General features: G+C 66.0%; 8 protein-coding genes. 2 read left to right on the forward strand and 6 right to left on the reverse strand.

Translation table 11 applies throughout. The features are described 5' to 3' along the window. Positions 1–5 precede the first annotated feature (5 nt). The 3 genes from C3Y92_RS07690 to C3Y92_RS07700 all read right to left on the reverse strand — a co-directional run bounded on the left by C3Y92_RS07690 (position 6) and on the right by C3Y92_RS07700 (position 7,746). A complete protein-coding gene (locus C3Y92_RS07690; protein WP_129351328.1) occupies positions 6–2,342 on the reverse strand; it encodes a methyl-accepting chemotaxis protein in 2,337 nt (778 codons plus the stop codon). 284 nt (positions 2,343–2,626) lie between these two features. Beyond that, positions 2,627–4,981, reverse strand: a complete 2,355-nt coding sequence (locus C3Y92_RS07695; RefSeq protein ID WP_129351330.1) for a methyl-accepting chemotaxis protein — start codon at positions 4,979–4,981, stop codon at positions 2,627–2,629. Between the two features lie 431 nt (positions 4,982–5,412). Further along, positions 5,413–7,746, reverse strand: a complete 2,334-nt coding sequence (locus tag C3Y92_RS07700; RefSeq protein WP_129351332.1) for a methyl-accepting chemotaxis protein — start codon at positions 7,744–7,746, stop codon at positions 5,413–5,415. Between the two features lie 276 nt (positions 7,747–8,022). Between C3Y92_RS07700 and C3Y92_RS07705 the strand changes: the two genes are divergently transcribed. Further along, positions 8,023–8,940, forward strand: coding sequence for a hypothetical protein (locus tag C3Y92_RS07705; RefSeq protein WP_129351334.1), 918 nt, complete (start codon positions 8,023–8,025; stop codon positions 8,938–8,940). 207 nt (positions 8,941–9,147) lie between these two features. Here C3Y92_RS07705 and C3Y92_RS07710 read toward each other — a convergent pair whose 3' ends face one another. Together C3Y92_RS07710 and C3Y92_RS07715 are read right to left on the reverse strand one after the other, a co-directional pair. Further along, positions 9,148–11,481, reverse strand: a complete 2,334-nt coding sequence (locus C3Y92_RS07710) for a methyl-accepting chemotaxis protein (protein ID WP_129351336.1) — start codon at positions 11,479–11,481, stop codon at positions 9,148–9,150. Positions 11,482–11,827: 346 nt separating this feature from the next. Then, positions 11,828–14,170 carry a methyl-accepting chemotaxis protein gene (locus C3Y92_RS07715; protein WP_129351338.1) on the reverse strand — a complete coding sequence of 781 codons (2,343 nt, stop codon included), beginning with the start codon at positions 14,168–14,170 and terminating at the stop codon, positions 11,828–11,830. Positions 14,171–14,346: 176 nt separating this feature from the next. On the opposite strand from C3Y92_RS07715, the gene C3Y92_RS07720 reads away from it, so the two are divergent. Then, positions 14,347–14,523: a nucleoside transporter gene (locus C3Y92_RS07720; RefSeq protein WP_129351340.1), complete on the forward strand. Its 177-nt coding sequence runs from the start codon at positions 14,347–14,349 to the stop codon at positions 14,521–14,523. Between the two features lie 93 nt (positions 14,524–14,616). Here the strand turns inward: C3Y92_RS07720 and uvrA are convergent, their stop codons facing one another. Continuing rightward, a complete protein-coding gene (uvrA, locus tag C3Y92_RS07725) occupies positions 14,617–17,373 on the reverse strand; it encodes an excinuclease ABC subunit UvrA (RefSeq protein ID WP_129351342.1) in 2,757 nt (918 codons plus the stop codon). Between the last annotated feature and the right edge of the window lie 67 nt (positions 17,374–17,440).

Raw genomic sequence — 17,440 nt, forward strand, 5'->3', positions numbered from 1 at the left:
GTATTTTATTGGCCAAGAGCCCTGGGCGCGTCGTTTGCACTACCCAGGCTGACCATCAGGCTGTTGAGTTCCTGGGCCTGCCGGGCCAAATCGGACACCGCCTGGGCCGATTGGTGCATGGCCTGGGCGGTTTCGTGGGCAATGGCGCTGATGGATTCCACGGAGCGGTTGATTTCGTCGGAGGTGGCCGACTGCTGCTCGGCCGCCGTGGCGATGGCCCGGACCTGGTCGCCGGCCGCTTCCACCACGGAGACGATTTCGGTCAGGGCCGCCTCGGACTTTTCGGCCAGCCCCGAAGCCGTCTCGACCTTGGAAACGGCGCGCTCCACCCGGGAGACGGCATCAGCCGTGCCGCGCTGGATGCCGGCGATGGCCTGGCCCACTTCTTTGGTGGCGTTCATGGTTTTTTCGGCCAGTTTGCGCACCTCGTCGGCGACCACGGCGAAGCCGCGCCCGGCCTCGCCGGCCCGGGCCGCCTCAATGGCGGCGTTAAGGGCCAGCAGGTTGGTCTGGTCGGCGATGTCGGAAATGACGTCCATGATGGCCCCGATGCCCTTGGCCTGATCGCCCAGGCCGCGCATGTTGTCGGTCAGGACCACCGCTTCCTCGCGGATGGAGCCCACGGCGCTCTCCACGTCGGCCACGAGCTTCGCGCCGCCCCGAGCCTTGTCCCGGGCCAGTTCAGCGCTGCCGGCCGTGGCGGCGGCGTTTCGGGCCACTTCCATGATGGTGGCGTTCATTTCTTCCACGGCCGTGGCCGTCTCCTGGACGCGGCCGTTTTGTTCCTCGGCCCCGCGGCTGGACTGTTCAATCTGGGCCGAGAGTTCCTCGGAGGCGGCGGCCACCCGGTCGGCCACGGCCGAGGCGCTGGCGGCGGTTTGGGCGATGACCGCGTTTTGTTCCTCGATGTGCCGCTTTTGCTCGTAGAGTTCGGTGATGTCGTTCCAAAAGGAGATGGAGCCGAGCAGGGTTCCGTCGAGATCGTAAAACGGCGTGGTGCGCACGGCGATGCGCAGCTTGCGTCCGGCCACGGTGGTGAAGTCGTTTTCCGCCGCGAGCATTCGGCGCTCCTGGATGGCCCGGTCGGAAAGGGTGTTTTTGGCCGGATCGTTTAAATAGAACTGTCCCGAGGTTTGGCCGACGGCGGATTTGCCGGGTTCGTATTTGTCGAGGAGCCGGCTGATTTCCTCGTTGTGCCACAGCATCTTGAAGTCCGGCCCGACGATGCCGCAGGGGGAGGGGATGCCGTTTAACACGCCTTGGGCAAAGCCGAGTTTGGCTTTGAGTTCGGCCACCATCTGGCGCAGGTTTTCGCCGAAGGCCGCCAGTTCAGCCTTAAGCGGGCACTGGATGGCGGCGTCAAAGTCGCCGCCGGCCACCTTGGCGGTGAAATCGCTCAAGCACAGAAGCGGCCGCAGCATCAGCCGGCGGGTGATGAGCACAATAACGGCCACGGCCAGGGCGGCCACGCCCAGGCCCAGGGCTATCAGCGTATTGCGCTGTTCACCGGCCAGGGTCGTCATCTCGTCGGTGTAATAGGACATGCACACCAGCCAGTTCGTGGAGGGAATGCGGGCCACGGCCATGGCCTTGCGTTCGCCGTTCCAAAGATAATCGAAGGTGCCCGAGCCTTTGTCCATGGCCGCCTTGAAGGTCGGATTGGTGGCGAAGCTTTGCAGCAGCAGTTTCTTGTCCGGGTGGGAGATGAAATTGCCGTCGCTGTCGACCATGAAGCCGTAGCCGCGCTTTCCGAAGCGAATCGGATCCATGATGGCAGCGGTGAAACGTCCCCAAAGCGGGGCGGCGGCGATGCCGCCGAGGAGCTTGCCGTCCGGGCCATGCAAGGATTTGGCTACGACATAGATGAGTTCCGAGCTGGAGCCGGACTGGAAGACGGAGCGGCTGTGGACCGTGTCCTGCCCGGCCAGGATGGCTTTGACGTAATCCCGGTCCTTGCGGTCGCCGCCGCTGATGTCCTGTCCGTTGGCATTGTAGCCGGCCACGATCTTGCCGGAGGTGTCGAAGACGGAGAAGGAAAAGAAATCCTTATGATTGTTGATAAAGGAGAGCAGCACCCGCTGGGTCTCTTCCTTGTTTCCCGAAAAAACCGCCTTGATCTCGTCCTGGGCGGCCAAGGATTCGAGCACTGACGCCGTGCCTTTGAGATAAATGTCGGCGGCGCGGGCGGTGAGCGCTGCCGTTTGCTCCAAGCCGCTCTCCTGCACGTGTTCGATCATGGTGAACGAACTTTTCGCGACATAAAGCACGAGTGCCGCGACGCCGGCCAGAATGGTCGCGGCGACGGATGCGGCGATGATGGTGGTGATGCCTGTCTTGCCCATGGCGTTCTCCTTGGTGTGCGGCGTCCGATGCTGTTTTACGCCGTAACGGTTGTTGTTCTTGCGCCACAGCTGACTGTCACCACTCTTGGAACGACAAGCGGTCGGGTTATGGGCTGCTCGGGGCTAGCCCTGCGGTGTCGGCAACCACAGGGCGTCATGTAGGAAAGCGCCGTCCGAACGACCGCTGATGCGGACGGTGCGGACGGCGCCGAATGCGGACGACCCGGCGTCGCTTGTGGGCAATGGGGGTGATGTCTACTTTGAAAATCGGAAACCGGCAAGACTCACGTCAAAAATTTTTCCTGAGGCAGAGTGAGAGACCTGGCGTCCTGTTGTTGGAGACCGCGTATCAGTTCATTAAGATTGTTCGCCAGATCAGCCAATTCGCGCACCGCGTCGGCGCAGTGGTCCAAGGTGTCGGCAGCTTTGGCGGCCAGGGCGTTGATGTCGCCAACCGAAGTGTTGATGGCTTCGGTGGTGGCGGATTGCTGTTCGGCGGCGGCGGCGATGGACCGGACCTGATCGCCGGCGCCGGCCACCAGTTCGACGATGCGGGACAGGGCCTGGCCCGAGCGTTCGGACAGGCCGGTGGCGTCGGCCACCCGGGCGGCGGCCTGATCCATGCGGGAAGCGGTTTCGTCGGCCCCGCGCTGGATGCCGGCAATGGCCTGGCCCACGTCCTTGGTGGCGGCCATGGTCTTTTCGGCCAGCTTTCTCACCTCGTCGGCCACCACGGCAAAGCCCCGACCTGCCTCGCCGGCCCGGGCCGCCTCAATGGCGGCATTAAGGGCCAGCAGGTTGGTCTGGTCGGCGATGTCGGAAATGACGCCCATGATGGCCCCGATGCCCTTGGCCCGGTCGTCGAGTTCGCCCATGGTGGCGGCCAGGGCGGCGGACTGCTGGCGCACGGCGTCCACGGCCTTGGCGGCTTCTCCGGCCAGCCCGGCCCCTTCTCCGGCGGTGTCCCGGGCCTTTTCGGCCAGGCTGGCGGTGTCGCCGGCGTTTTTGGCCACGTCCATGATGGTGGCGGAAAGCTCGGCCACGGCCGAAGCGGTTTCCTGGACGCGGTGGCTTTGTTCCCGGGCCCCAAGGCTGGCTTCCCCGATGCTGCGGGCCAGATCGTCGGCGGCGGCGGCCATGCGATCGGCCACCTGGGAAGCCTGGCCGGCCAGACTGGAAATCAGCGCGTTTTGCTCCTCGATGCGGTTTTTCTGGCTCACGATGCCGGTCATGTCGTTCCAGAAGATGACGCAACCAAGCAGATTGCGGTCCATATCGTAAAACAGCGTGGTGTCCACATGCAGATGCAGGACACGGCCGCGCCGGGTGGTGAAGTCCAGGTCGAGGGAAAGCCCGCGCCCTTCGCGCAGGGTGCGTTGGGAAAGGGTTTCCCGATTCGGGTCGCCGTAGAAGAGTTGGCCGGTCACCTGCCCCTTGGCCGATTCCGGGGTGGCGTCGAGGTCGAGCAGGTCGATGGCCTGCCGGTTGAGCCACAGGATGCGCCCGTCCGGGCCGGCGATGGCGCAGGGGGCCGGGATGCCGTCGAGGACGCCCTGGGAGAAGCCGAGCTTATTTTTGAGGTCGGCCACCATGGCGCTGACGCTGGCCGCCAGCTCGGCCAGTTCAAAACGGAAGCGGCCGGCAAGCGTCGTCCCCAGGTTGCCGGCCGTGACCTTCCGGGCGTAGGCGGCCACCCGGGTCAGCGGGCGCAGCACCATGGCCCGGTTGGCCAGGGTGATGCCGGCCACGGCGGCGATGAGGCAGCAGGCCCCGATGATAAGGAGCAGGTTGCGCTGGGCGGCGGCGGTGGCCGTCATCTCGGCTTCGTAGGCGGTCATGCACACGACCCAGCCGGTGCGGGACACCGGCGCAAAGGCCATGACCTTGCGTTCGCCCTGCCAGTCGTAGGCGACCACGCCTTCCTTGCTGGCCAGGGCCTGCTTGGCGAAGGGCTGGTCGGCCACGTTTTTGAGCAGCATGTCCTTGTCAGTGGCGTGGGCGATGACGTTGCCCTTGCCGTCGAGCATGAGGCCGTAGCCGCGCGTGCCAAAGCGCAGAGGGTCGATGAAGTTCTTGGTGAAGACGTTCCATTTGGGGCACACGGCCACGCCGCCAAGCAGCTTGCCGTCCGGGCCGCGCACGGCCTTGGCCACCACGAAGATGAGGATGTCGCCGGTCTTGGCGCTCATGATCTGGTCGGTAAAAAAGGTGTCCTTGCCGCCGAGCACGGCCTTGACATAGTCGCGGTCGGAGCGGTCGCCGCCGGCCATGTCCTGCATGTTGGCGTTGTAGCCGGAAACGACCTTGCCTTTGAGATCGAAGGAGAAGATGGCCCAGTAGTGCTTGTAGCTCTCAATGTAGTTGCGAAACCGGTCCTGGGAGCGCTTGGCGTCGCCGGACAGGCCGGCAATGACGGCGTCCTGGGTGGCCAGGGCCCGGGCCACGTCGGCGGCGTCTTCGAGATAGAGGTCCAGGGTGCGGCTGGTGGAGGAGGCCAGCTGGCTTAAGGCCGTTTCCTGCAGGTCCGAGGCCATGCGAAAGGAGGTGCGCGAAACGTAGAGCACCAGCACGACGATGGCGACGGTGACGCAGCCGGCGACGAGCAGGGTGAGCACGGTGTTGACGCTGCCCTTGGCCATGGACCCTCCCCGGGGCTTGCGGTCCCTAGGGCGGCCGGAAGACCCGGCGGCGGCAAACGGCCAAGAGACGCCCTGAGACGCTGTTGGCAGGAATTATTACGGAACGGCAACGAAAAGCGCAACGGCAAAACGTGACTATATCCAGTTTGCCCGGCGCAAGCCGCCGGCCAGAATAGGGCGGCTTGCGCGCTCCTTGCAGAGGCCCGGACGGTGCGCGGGCGAGGGGTGGCGAGTTCGGGCTTGCGGCCGGCTTTTCGAGGCTTGGCGGGCCGCATGGTCTGGTCGGGATATCCTTGGTCTCGGGGTTGTCCAAGTCCGGCGGCTGCACCGATCTGAGGCGCAGTCGCCGGACGATTCATGAGCATTATGCGGTTGCCGCTTGTCGCGGCAGGCTTGTCCCGGTTTGGACGAGTAGTGACCCGCGCGCCGTGCTAAGCCGTCAGCGCGGCTTGGCCGCTGCCGCCCTTGATGTCGGATACCAGGGTGTTGAGTTCGTGGGCCTGGGCGGCCAGCTCGGTGACGGCCTGGGCGGACTGGCCCATGGCTTCGGCGGTTTCCGAGGCGATGCGGCTGATGGCTTCCACGGCCCGGTTGATCTCCTCGGAGGTGGCCGATTGCTCCTCGGCCGCCGTGGCGATGGCCCGGACCTGATCGCCGGCGGTTTCCACCACGGAGACGATTTCGCCCAGGGCGTCGCCGGAACGCTTGGCCAGGGCCGTGGCCTGCTCCACGGCGGAGGAAGCCTGTTCCACCATGGTCACGGTGTCGGCCGTGCCGCGCTGGATGCCGGTTATGGCCTGGCCCACTTCCTTGGTGGCGTGCATGGTTTTTTCGGCCAGCTTACGCACCTCGTCGGCAACGACGGCGAAGCCGCGTCCGGCCTCGCCGGCCCTGGCCGCCTCGATGGCGGCGTTAAGGGCCAGCAGGTTGGTCTGGTCGGCGATGTCGGAGATGACGCCAAGCACCGCGCCAATGCCTTGGGCCTGCTCGCCAAGGCCGTGCATGTTGGTCTTGAGCTTGTCGGCAGCCAGTCGCACCTTGTCCACGGCGGCCACGACATCCACCACCAGGCTGGCCCCTTCCCGGGCCTTGTCCCTGGCGGCGGCGGCGTTGCCGGCGGTCTCGCCGGCGTTTCGGGCCACTTCCAGGATGGTGGCGTTCATCTGCTCCACGGCGGTGACGGTTTCCTGGACCCGGTTGTTCTGTTCCTGAGCGCCTTGGTTGGCCTGTTCGATCTGGGCCGAGAGTTCCTCGGCGGCCGAGGCCATGCGGTCGGCGGTGTGGGAGGCGGCGTCGGCTGTGTCGGCCATGAGCGTGTTCTGGGCGGCGATGCGCTCCTGCTGGAGGTAGCGTTCGGTCTGGTCGTTCCAGAAGGAAATGGACCCGAGGAGATTGCCGTCCATGTCGTAGAAGGGGGTGGTGATGACGTCGATGCGCAGTTTTTTGCCCGAGGGGGCGGTGAATTCGTTGTGGGCAGTGATGACCCGGCGTTCGGCCAGGGCGCGGTCGGAGCAGGTCTCCCTGGAGGCGTCGTTCAAATAAAACTGGCCGGATTTCTGGCCAAAAAAGGTTTCAGGCGGGGCGGTTTTTTCCAACAGATCGCAGATCTGCTTGTTGGCCCAGAGCATGTTGCAGTCCGGCCCGACAATGCCGCAGGGGGCGGGGATGCCTTCCATGACCCCCTGGGCGAAGCCGAGTTTGTTTTTGAGTTCGGCCACCATGCGTTCCAAGTTGTGGGCCAGGCCGGCCAGTTCGAAGCGGAATCGGCCGGACAGCACGGCTTTGAGGTCGCCGCCGGCCACGGCGGCAGCGTAGGCGGCGATGGCGGCCAGGGGCGAGAGCACCACAATCTTGTTGAATATGATGATGAGCCCGGCCACGAGCGCCAGCACGGCCGCGCCGATGACCAGCAGTACGCTGCGTTGCCCCGAAGCCAGGGCAGCCATTTCCGATTCCGAGGCGGTCATGCAGACCAGCCAGCCGGTAGCGGGCACTTCGGCCACAGCCATGAACTTTCCCTCGCCCTTGAAATCGTACGCCATGATGCCGTTTTTGAGAGCCAGGGCACGATCCGAAATGGTTCTGTCGGCGGGAACCGAGAGCAGCATGGACTTGTCCTTGGCATGGGCGATGACGACGCCCTGGCCGTCCAGCATGTAGGCGTAGCCGGACTCGCCGAAGCGGACGGGGTCGAGATACCGTTTGGTAAAATTCTCCCAGATGGGGCTGACGATGACCATGCCGACGGTTTTGCCCGCCGCGTCCTTGACGACGTGGGCGGCCACGAAAAGGAGCGTGCCGCTGGTCTTGCCCTTGAGGATGGACTTGGTGACGTAACTTTCTTGCCCGGCCATGACGGCTTTGAAGTATTCCCGGTCGGCGTAGCTCGCTGCCAGCCCCTCGCCGCTTTTCAGGGCGCCGGCCATGGGTTTGCCGGACGTGTCGATAATGAGCGCGGAAAAGAGGTTGTCGGCGTTGGCGACAAACTGGCGCAGCATGGTTTGGGCGGCCTCGGGCGACCCCGACAGGGCTTCGGCCACGGTGGGCTGGCTGGCCAGGCTCTCCGCTTGATCCTCGGCGCTGCTGATGTAGAGTTCGAGGATGTTGCCGAGGTTTTTGGCGGTACGTTCCAGAGCTTCCTGCTCCAGGTCGAGAGAAATGTCGTAGGTTGATTTGGCGGTGTAGCCGATGATGGCGGCAATGCCGCAGAAAAGCGACGCCAGCACGGCAAGGGTCAGCACCTGATTGAGGCCAAGGCGTTTCATGGGGGATTCTCCTCGAATGGCGCGCTCCAAGACTCGGCGATGCGCAGGAGGGCGCGCCAAGGCTGGGGGCGGCGTCAGTAAAATTGGGGGTTCCTCGGGCCACGCTTGGCCGGAAACTGCTTACGGCGCGTGCGCCGCCGGCGTCTTGGCGGTCCGAGTTCCGATTGTCGCAACTAGGGAAAACACGGGCGGATTACTAGAACCGTTTTTTGGTTTTCTTTGACATTAAATAAATACCAAAATATTCCTTGGTCCAGCATTCGGGGAGGTTTTGGCATGACGTCGGGAAGGCCACGGTCGGTGCGGCTGGGCGGGACGGGCGACAAGCTCTATATGGCGCTCAAGCTTCTGGGGCTGTCCTGGAGCACCAGGGTTGAGGCCGAGCGGCTGACCAGCGACGGCCACTGGCGGCAATGCCGGCTGCCGCGCAGCGTCAACACCGTGCTGGAAGACATCCGCTGCGGCATGGCCGCCGAGCGTCTGGAGCGCTACGCCCAGTTCTTCAAGGTTCCGGCCGGGCTGTTTCTCGACGACGCCGTCGGGGCCTATGCCGCCGAGTTTGCCTGCCAGATCTTGAAAAGCCGCCACGACGCCCGGGCCGTCAGCCCCCTGGACTACGGGCGGGGCGTGGCCAGCCTGGAGCTGCTCAACCGCCAAAACGACGCGCTCTATTTAAACGACCTGCTCGGGCTGCTTGGCGGCTGTTATGATCTGGTTGTGCGCACCGCGCCCTCGAACGTCTGGCTCCTGGGCGCGGTCGTCATCGGCGAACCGGCCGACGGCGCTCTGCAGGCCGTGGGCGTGCTGGCCGTGCCCGACGCGCCGGTGGATTTTCACGGCCGGGTCTTTCGTTGGCACAACTACCTGCATGTGCATTACGCCTCGGCGGACAACCAGCTCCTTGGCTACATGATGACCCCCGATCCCCTGCAATCGGTGCTGGTGCGCCACCGGCGGCCGTTTTTCATGAAGCTTCACGCCTTGTCCGGCAATCTGGTGCCCGCAGCCCAACCAGACCTTTCGATCCTCTACGTCCTGCGCCGGGGGGAGCCTCCGGCGGCCTTCAAAGCCTTGCGCCAGGCAGCTGTTGAGCGGCCGGTTCTGGAACGGGGGCACCCCCGCTATGCGGCGGTCATGGAGATGCTGGCTCGAGCCGAGGACGATCCAGGCGAAAGCGCCACGGCCGGCTCCTGACCCCGGCAACGCTCTCGGGAGGTTCGTCCGCCATGCGACAGGACAGCTTTTCCGACCCGGCCGTCCTGTCGCGCTTCCGGGAGGGACTCGCCGCCAGTCGCCGGCCGGGACGGGTCCGGTAGCCGCCGACGGCAACGCGCCAAAGGAAACGGCCCTTTCCGGTTTTGCCGGAAAGGGCCGTTTGGCGTGGCGAAACGTCGTCGCGCGTCAGGAGGCGATGGCGGCCTGGCCGCCGCTGCCGCCCTTGATGTCGGCCACCAGGGCGTTGAGTTCGTGGGCCTGGGTGGCGAGTTCCGCCACGGCCTGGGCGGACTGGCCCATGGCGTCGGCGGTTTCCGAGGCGATACGGCTGATGGCGTCCACGGCCCGGTTGATCTCCTCGGCGGTGGCCGACTGCTCCTCGGCCGCCGTGGCGATGGCCCGGACCTGATCGCCGGCGGCCTCGACCACCGAGACGATCTCCCCAAGGGCCGCGCCCGAGCGCGAGGCCAGGGCCGTGGCTTGATCCACGGCCGCAGCCGCCTGATCCACCATGGTCACGGTGTCGGCCGTGCCGCGTTGGATGCCGCTGATGGCTTGGCCCACTTCCTTGGTGGCGTGCATGGTTTTTTCGGCGAGCTTTCGCACTTCGTCGGCAACGACGGCGAAACCGCGACCGGCCTCGCCGGCTCGGGCCGCCTCGATGGCGGCGTTAAGGGCGAGCAAGTTGGTCTGGTCGGCGATGTCGGAGATGACGCCCAGCACCGCGCCAATGCCCTGGGCCTGTTCGCCCAGCCCCCGCATGTTGGTCTTGAGCTGTTCGGCGGCGTCGCGCACCTTGTCCACGGCCTCCATGACGTCCACGACCAGCTCGGCCCCTTCGCGGGCCTTGTCCCGGGCGGCGGCGGCGTTGCCGGCGGTCTCGCCGGCGTTTTTCGCCACTTCCAGGATGGTGGCGTTCATCTGTTCCACGGCGGTGACGGTTTCCTGGACCCGATTGTTCTGTTCCTGCGCGCCGTGGTTGGCCTGTTCGATCTGGGCCGCGAGCTGCTCGGCGGCCGAGGCCATGCGGTCGGCGGTGTGGGAGGCGGCGTCGGCGGTGTCGGCCATGAGTACGTTCTGGGCGGCGATGCGTTTTTGCTGGTTGTGGAGTTCGGTCTGGTCGGTCCAGAAGGACAGCGCGCCCAGCAGCGTGCCGTCCATGTCGTAAAACGGCGTGGCGACGATGTGGACGTTAAGGGTGCGGCCCGAGGGGGTGACGTATTCGCTGTCGGCTTCCTGGGCCTGGCGCAGGGCCAGGGCGCGGTCGGAGCGGGTCTCCTTGGAGGCGTCGCCCAGGAAGAACAGGCCGGACTTCTGGCCGACGTAGCTGGCCGGGGCTTCGGGCTTTTCCAGCAGGTCGCAGATCTGCTGGTTGGCCCAGAGCATGTTGCTGTCCGGGCCGACGATGCCGCAGGGGGCGGAGATGCCTTCCATGACGCCCTGGGCGAAGCCGAGCTTGTGTTTGAGTTCGGCCACCATGCGTTCGAGGTTGCGGGCCAGCCCGGCCAGTTCGAACCGGAAGCGGCCGGTGAGGGCGGCTTTGAGGTCGCCGTCGGCCACGGCGGCGGCGTAGGCGGCGATGGCGGCCAGGGGCGAGAGCACCACCACCTTGTTGAAAATGATGATAAGCGCGGCCACAAGGACAAGGGCGGCCGCGCCGATGGCGATGAGCACGTTGCGCTGCCCCACGGCGCGCTGGGCCAGTTCGTCCGAAGAAACAGTCATGCACACCAGCCACTGGACGCCGGAGATCTGGGCCACGCCCATAAACTTTTTTTCGCCGTTGTAGGTATAGTCCATGACGCCGTTTTTGAGCGCCAGGGCGCGTTCGCCGATGGTGCGGTCGGCGGGCTGTTTGAGCAGGAGCGACTTGTCCTTGGCGTGGGCGATGATGCGGCCCTGGTCGTCGAACATGAAGCCGTAGCCGGTCTCGCCGAAGCGGATGGGGGACAGGTATTTGCGGATGAGCCGGTTCCAGTCCGTGGCCAGCACGATCATGCCCCGGGATTTGCCGTCCGGGCCGTGAACGGCGTGGGCCGTGAGGAAATAGGGCTTGCCGGCGTCGTCGAGGCGGATTTCGCCGCTGGTGAAGTCGTCGCTGCCGGCCGTGATCTTCTTGAAAAAGTCCCAGTCCTTATAGGAGTCGGCCAGGGGTTTGCCCGATTTGTAGACGCCGGAGACGGCCTTGCCGTCGGTGTCCACCACGGCCACGGCCAGCAGGGAGGTGGAGCTTTTGAGGTAGCCCTCCAGCATCTTCTGGGCCCGGTCGGGCGCGCCGATGAGCGCTTCGAGAAAGATCGGCAGCGAGGCCAGGGTATCAACGCTTTCCTTGGCATTGTCGAGACTTAAGCCGATCAGATTGACCATGTCCGTGGCCGTGCGCTGAAGTTCCTCCTCTTGCAGGGAGGTGGAAATCTCGTTGGTGGAGACGGCGGCGTAGGTGATGATGGCGGCGATGCCGCAAAAAAGCGAGACGATGACGGCCAGGGTCAAAACGGCGTTGAGGCCCAGTCGACGCATGACGATACTCCCGGATGCGGTGGTTGCGGGGGCTGCCCCGGCCGACGGCCGACGCGGCAGCCGGATTTCCGGCAGCCGGTCGTTTGCCAATCTTGCAAAAAGCCGATGGCCCCTCGTGCCTGGGAAATACTGAAAAGCCCGACGGCAAGCCAGCAGTTTTTGGCGTTGCGACAATCGCGGGACAGGGGGGCCGTCCCGAACGCTGCGGCCGGCGGCGCGGGAGTAGCGTCGGCCTGTCGTTGCGGGGCGGTCAATCCGGCGGCGGGGGCAAAGCGCCACGCCCCCACCCCCCGCCGGGGCGGGCGGTCGCGGGCGCCGGGCGGCAAAGGGGTTCTCGTCCGAAGCGTCACGCGCCAAGGGCGGGGCGTGACTCGCTGGATTGCATGTCGGCCACCAGGCTGGAGAGGCCCTGAGCCTGATCGGCCAGATCGGTGACGGCCGTGGCGGACTGGATCATGGCGTCGGCGGTTTCTCCGGCAATGCGATTGATGGCGGCCACGGCCCGGGAAATCTCCTCCACCGTGGACGACTGTTCCTCGGCGGCGGTGGCGATGGCCTGGACTTGCTCGCCGGCGCTGGAAACCATGGTCACGATGTCGGTGAGGGCTTCGCCCGAGCGACGGGCCAGGCTGGTCGCTTCCTCGACGCTGGCCACGGCCTCGTCCACCATGGCCACGGTTTCGGCTGTGCCCTGCTGGATGCCGGCGATGGCCTGGCCCACCTCGCGGGTGGCGGTCATGGTTTTTTCGGCAAGTTTGCGGACCTCGTCGGCCACCACGGCGAAGCCGCGTCCGGCCTCGCCGGCCCGGGCCGCCTCAATGGCGGCGTTAAGCGCCAGCAGGTTGGTCTGGTCGGCGATGTCGGAGATGACGTTCATGACCGCGCCGATGCCCTGGGCGCGTTGGCCCAGGCCGGACATGGTGTCCTTGAGGCTGGCCGCCTGCTGGCGAACGGCGTTGACCGCGCCGACGACGTCGTTGGCAAGTCCGGCCCCCCGCCGGGCCATTTCCTGGGCCTGCTCGGCGCTCCTGGCGGTTTCGGCGGCGTTTTTCGCCACTTCGACTATCGTGGCGTTCATTTGCTCCACGGCGGTGGCGGTTCCCTGGACCCGGTCGCTTTGTTCGGTGGCGCCCTGGCTGCATTGTTCGATCTGGGCCGAGAGCTGCTCGGCGGCCGAGGCCATGCGGTCGGCCACCGAGGCGGCTTCGCTGGCGGTGCGGCCGATGAGTCCGTTTTGGGCTTCGATATGGAGCTGTTGGCGGCGCAGTTGGGTGAGGTCGGAGAACAGGGCCACGCCGCCGAGGCAGACGCCGTCGAGGTCGAACAGCGGGGCCGCGTCGATCTGGGTGAAGGCGGCGCTGCCGTCGCGGGCCGGAACCTCGGCCTGGACGCCGGTGAGGGCCCGGCCTTCGGCAATGGCCCGGGCGGTGATGGTCGGGCGGTCGGGGTCGCCGTAGAAGAACTCCCCGGCCATCTGGCCGAGGTAGTCCTCGGGTCGGCCGGGGGCTTTGATGAAGTCCAAAACAGGTTGATTGAGGAAACGCAGGGAGCCGTCCGGCGCGGCAACCACGCAGGCCAGCGGCATGGCGTCGAGCAGGCCCTTGGCAAAGCCCAGGCGCGTTTTGAGTTCGTCCACCATGTGGCGCACATGGCCGGCCAGGGCGGCGAGTTCGTACCGGAAGGACCCTTCGAGCTTCACGCCGAAGTCGCCGTCGGCGACGCGGTCGGCAAAGGCGTTGATGGCGGCCAGGGGGCGCAACACCAGCCGGCGGGCGAGGACGGCGATGACGGCAGTGATAAGCGCCACCACGGCCAGCCCCATGGCCAGCAGCATGTTGCGCTGACTTGCGGCAGCGGCGCCCAGATCGGCCTTGGAAGCGGTCATGCCGACGTACCAGCCTGTGGCCGGCGACTGGACGACGGCCATGGTCTTGGCCTCATCCTTCCACATATAGTCAAAAACGCCGTGCTTCACCTGCATAAGGCGGCGGATAAAATCCAGGCCGGTGACGTCGCGTCCGGCCATGGTCGGGTCGCCGGCGTGGGCGGCCACGACGCCGGCCTCGTCCAGGACGAAGCCGTAGCCCTTTTCGCCAAAGCGCAAGGGGGCGATGAGGGCCGTCACGGCCGGCCCCACGTCGCAGCACACGGCGACGCCGCCAAGGAGCTTGCCGTCCTTGGCGCGCACGGCGTTGGCCGCGACCATGATGCGGGAACCGCCGTTCTTTGCGGCCAGGGTGGCTTTGGTCAAAAAGGCGGAAGCCCCGGACTGCAGGGCCTGGACATAAGGCCGATCAGCATAGGAAGCGCCGGCTTCAAAGACTTTGCCGGCGGCGTCTCGTCCGGCCAGCAGGCCTCCGGCCGCGTCGAAAACGACAACGGAACGTACGCCTTTGAAGCTGGCGAGGGTTTCCACGAGCACGCTCTGGGCTACGGCCGGATTGCCGTCAAAAGCTTCCCGGATGCCCGAACGCAGGGACAGGGCGGCGGCCAGTTCCGACGCCTGGCCGGCGTAGAGGTCCAGGGTTTGGCTGACCGCCTCGGCGGATTGGCGCATGGACTGTTCGGCCAACTGTTCGGCCGTGGCCGTGGTGGTGGCGGAGACGTAGGCGAGCAGGCCCAGGATGCCGGCCAGGACCGTGGCGCAGACAGCCAGGGTGAGCACGCCGCTGATGCCGATGGTACGCATGGGAGACTCCTTTGCGTCGGGACAGTGGGACGCGGCGGAGCCTAGAAGGGGCATGTGACGGATTGAGGGCGGTTGTGGGGACTATACAAGAAACAGCCCTGGGCGTATTGTCATCATGGCGTGAAAAAGCCGCGTAGCGCCCAAGAGTTCCGTACCTGCGCCCCAGGAGACCGCCCATGAGCAACGGCGTATTCCTTCTCGTGCTGATCGGCCTCGGCTTTGCCTTTCTCATCTACTTTCACCAGCGCTCCAGGAACTACCAAGAGCGCCATCCCGGAGAGGATAACCCGGTGGACAAGTGGCTGACGGGCAAGGACAAGGAGGATGAGGACGATTCGGACGCGAAGCGTTGAACGGCGGACGGCGGCAACGCGCCAGGGCGCATTGCCGCCGGATAGGCTTGGAGAACGGGTATCCCAGCCTCGTGTCAGGCTTGGGATACAGTGCTACGGCAAAAACCGTCCGGTCACCGAATTGGGATCGGCTTTGAGTTCCTCGGGCGTGCCCTTGGCCACGATGCGCCCGCCGCCTTCGCCGCCGCCCGGGCCGAGGTCGATGACGTGGTCCGAGGCCGCCACCACGTCGGTGTTGTGCTCGATGACCACCACGCTGGCCCCCTTGTCCACCAGCCGATGCAGCACGGTGATGAGCTTGCCCACCTCCTGCATGTGCAGGCCCGTGGTCGGTTCGTCCAGGATGTAGAGCGCCCCGGGCAGGCTCCGCTTGCCCAGCTCCCGCGAGATCTTGATGCGCTGGGCCTCGCCGCCGGAGAGCGTCGTGGCCGGCTGGCCCAGGTGCAGGTATTCCAGGCCCACTTCCTCCAGCACTTCCAGACGACGGTCCAGCACCGGATAGTTCTCGAAAAACTCCCGGGCCTGGCGCACGGTGAGGTCCAGCACCTCGGCGATGTTGAGGCCCTTGTAGCGCACGTCCAGGGTCTCGCGGTTGTAGCGCAGCCCGCCGCAGACTTCGCAGGTGACGTAGATGTCGGGCAGAAAGTGCATCTCCACCCGGATCTGCCCGTCGCCGCCGCAGGCCTCGCAGCGCCCGCCCTTGACGTTGAAGCTGAAGCGCCCGGGCTTGAAGCCGCGCCGCTTGGCGTCGGGGGTGGTGGTGAAGATGTCGCGGATCTCATCGAACACCTTGGTGTAGGTGGCCGGGTTGGAGCGCGGGGTGCGGCCGATGGGCGTCTGGTCGATGCTGACGATCTTTTCGATAAGTCCCGCTCCCTCGATGCCGGCGATGGCCCCGGGCGCGTCCACCTTGATGCCCTTGGACAAGGCCAGGTGCTTGTACAGCGTATCCATGACCAGGGACGACTTGCCCGAGCCGGACACGCCCGTGACACACACGAGACACCCCAGCGGAATGGTCGCGTCGATGTTTTTCAAGTTGTTGGTGGTCACGCCGCGCAGCACAAGTTCGCCCTTGGGCGGACGGCGCGATTCGGGGCGGGGCGAGGCGGCCTCGCCCCGCAGATATTTGCCGGTAAGCGATGTGGGCGAGGCCAGCATGCCGGCCACGTCGCCCTGGTAGACGATCTCGCCGCCAAGCCGGCCCGAGCCGGGACCCAGCTCAATGACGTGGTCGGCGCTTTTGATGGTGGCTTCGTCGTGCTCGACCACGAGCACGGTGTTGCCCCGGCCCTGGAGCTGGCGCAGGGTCGCCAGCAGCCGGTCGTTGTCCCGGGGGTGCAGGCCGATGCTCGGCTCGTCCAGGACGTAGGTGACGCCGACCAGGCCCGAGCCGAGCTGGCCGGCCAGACGGATGCGCTGGGCCTCGCCGCCGGACAGGGTGGCCATGTTGCGCGACAGGGACAGGTATTCCAGGCCAACGCCCGAGAGAAACTTCAAGCGGTGGTTGAGTTCCTTTAAAAGCGGCTCGGCGATGACCGCCTCGGCCCCGGTAAAGTCCAGGCCGGCCAGCCACGGCAGGGCGCGGTCGATGGGCATGGCGCAAAAATCGGCGATGCTGGCCCCGGCCACGCGAACGGCCAAAGCCTCAGGGCGAAGGCGTGCCCCGCCGCAGACCGGACACGGCCGGGACTGGCGGTAGCGGGCCAGTTCGTCATGCCAGACCGGGCCGAAGGACTGGCCCTTTTCAAGCAGGCTCACCACCCCGGCCCAGCCAAAGGCGGCGTCGCCGTAATACAGCGCCTGGAGCGCCTCGGGGGTGAAATCGGCCAGCTTGGTGGCCAGGGTGAAGCCGTGGCGCGCGCCCAGGTTTTCCAGCTGCTTGCTGTAGCGGGCCAGGGCCCGTTCGCTCTTCCAGGGCAGGATGGCCCCTTCGGCCAGGGACAGGCCCTTGTTGGGGGCCAGCAGAGCCGGCTCGAAGTATTCCACCGCGCCGATGCCCGAACAGGCCGGGCAGGCCCCCTGGGGGCTATTAAAGGAAAAGAGCTGGGGCGAGGGGCGCGGCACGCTGATCTTGCAGGTGGGGCAGGACGAGGCCGTGGAGAAGATGCGGTCCTTGGCCTTGCCCTCATGGTCGGCGATGTAGATGCGGCCGTCGCCCTGGGCCAGGGCCAGCTCCACCGAATCCGACAGGCGCGAGCGGATGCCGTCCTTGACCACCAGCCGGTCCACCACCAGATCGATGTTGTGGCGCTTGTTTTTTTCCAGCTCCGGCAGCGGCTCCAGGGGCACGATCTGGCCGCCCAGGCGCACCCGGGCAAAGCCCTGGCTCTTGAGCTTTTTGAGCCTGTCGGCGTGGGTCCCCTTTTGATGCTCCACCAGCGGGGCCAAAAGCAGCAGCTTGGAGCCTTCGGGCAGGGCCAGGATGTCACCGATGATTTCGTCGGCGGTGCGGGCGGTGATGGCCTCGCCGCATTTGGGGCAGTGGGGCTTGCCCAGGCGGGCGAAAAACACGCGCAGGAAATCGTAGATCTCCGTCACCGTGCCGACCGTGGAACGGGGGTTGCGCGTGGCCGTCTGCTGCTCCAGGGAAATGGCCGGGGACAGGCCCTCGATCTTGTCCACCTGCGGCTTGTCCATCTGGGGCAAAAACTGCCGGGCGTAGGCGGACAGCGATTCCACGTAGCGCCGCTGGCCCTCGGCGTAGACAATGTCAAAGGCCAGGGTGGATTTGCCGGACCCTGACGGGCCGCAGACCACCACGAGCTTGTCCCGGGGAATGTCCAGGGTGAGGTTTTTGAGATTGTGCTGGCGCGCGCCTTCGATGCGAATCCGGGGAGTCTCGTCCATCATGCCTCCAAACTGCAAACGACAAGGACGCAAAATAAGGACCTTGGGCGGAAAGGCAAGGGCGTTT

It is taken from the genome of Solidesulfovibrio carbinolicus, from assembly GCF_004135975.1.
Classification (GTDB): Bacteria; Desulfobacterota; Desulfovibrionia; order Desulfovibrionales; family Desulfovibrionaceae; genus Solidesulfovibrio; species Solidesulfovibrio carbinolicus.

Bases quoted from the DNA above. Each gene is read 5' to 3' on its own strand.
- C3Y92_RS07690 (WP_129351328.1), bottom strand. From the start codon at position 2,342: ATGGGCAAGACAGGCATCACCACCATCATCGCCGCATCCGTCGCCGCG.
- C3Y92_RS07695 (WP_129351330.1), bottom strand. From the start codon at position 4,981: ATGGCCAAGGGCAGCGTCAACACCGTGCTCACCCTGCTCGTCGCCGGC.
- C3Y92_RS07700 (WP_129351332.1), bottom strand. From the start codon at position 7,746: ATGAAACGCCTTGGCCTCAATCAGGTGCTGACCCTTGCCGTGCTGGCG.
- C3Y92_RS07705 (WP_129351334.1), top strand. From the start codon at position 8,023: ATGACGTCGGGAAGGCCACGGTCGGTGCGGCTGGGCGGGACGGGCGAC.
- C3Y92_RS07710 (WP_129351336.1), bottom strand. From the start codon at position 11,481: ATGCGTCGACTGGGCCTCAACGCCGTTTTGACCCTGGCCGTCATCGTC.
- C3Y92_RS07715 (WP_129351338.1), bottom strand. From the start codon at position 14,170: ATGCGTACCATCGGCATCAGCGGCGTGCTCACCCTGGCTGTCTGCGCC.
- C3Y92_RS07720 (WP_129351340.1), top strand. From the start codon at position 14,347: ATGAGCAACGGCGTATTCCTTCTCGTGCTGATCGGCCTCGGCTTTGCC.
- uvrA (WP_129351342.1), bottom strand. From the start codon at position 17,373: ATGGACGAGACTCCCCGGATTCGCATCGAAGGCGCGCGCCAGCACAAT.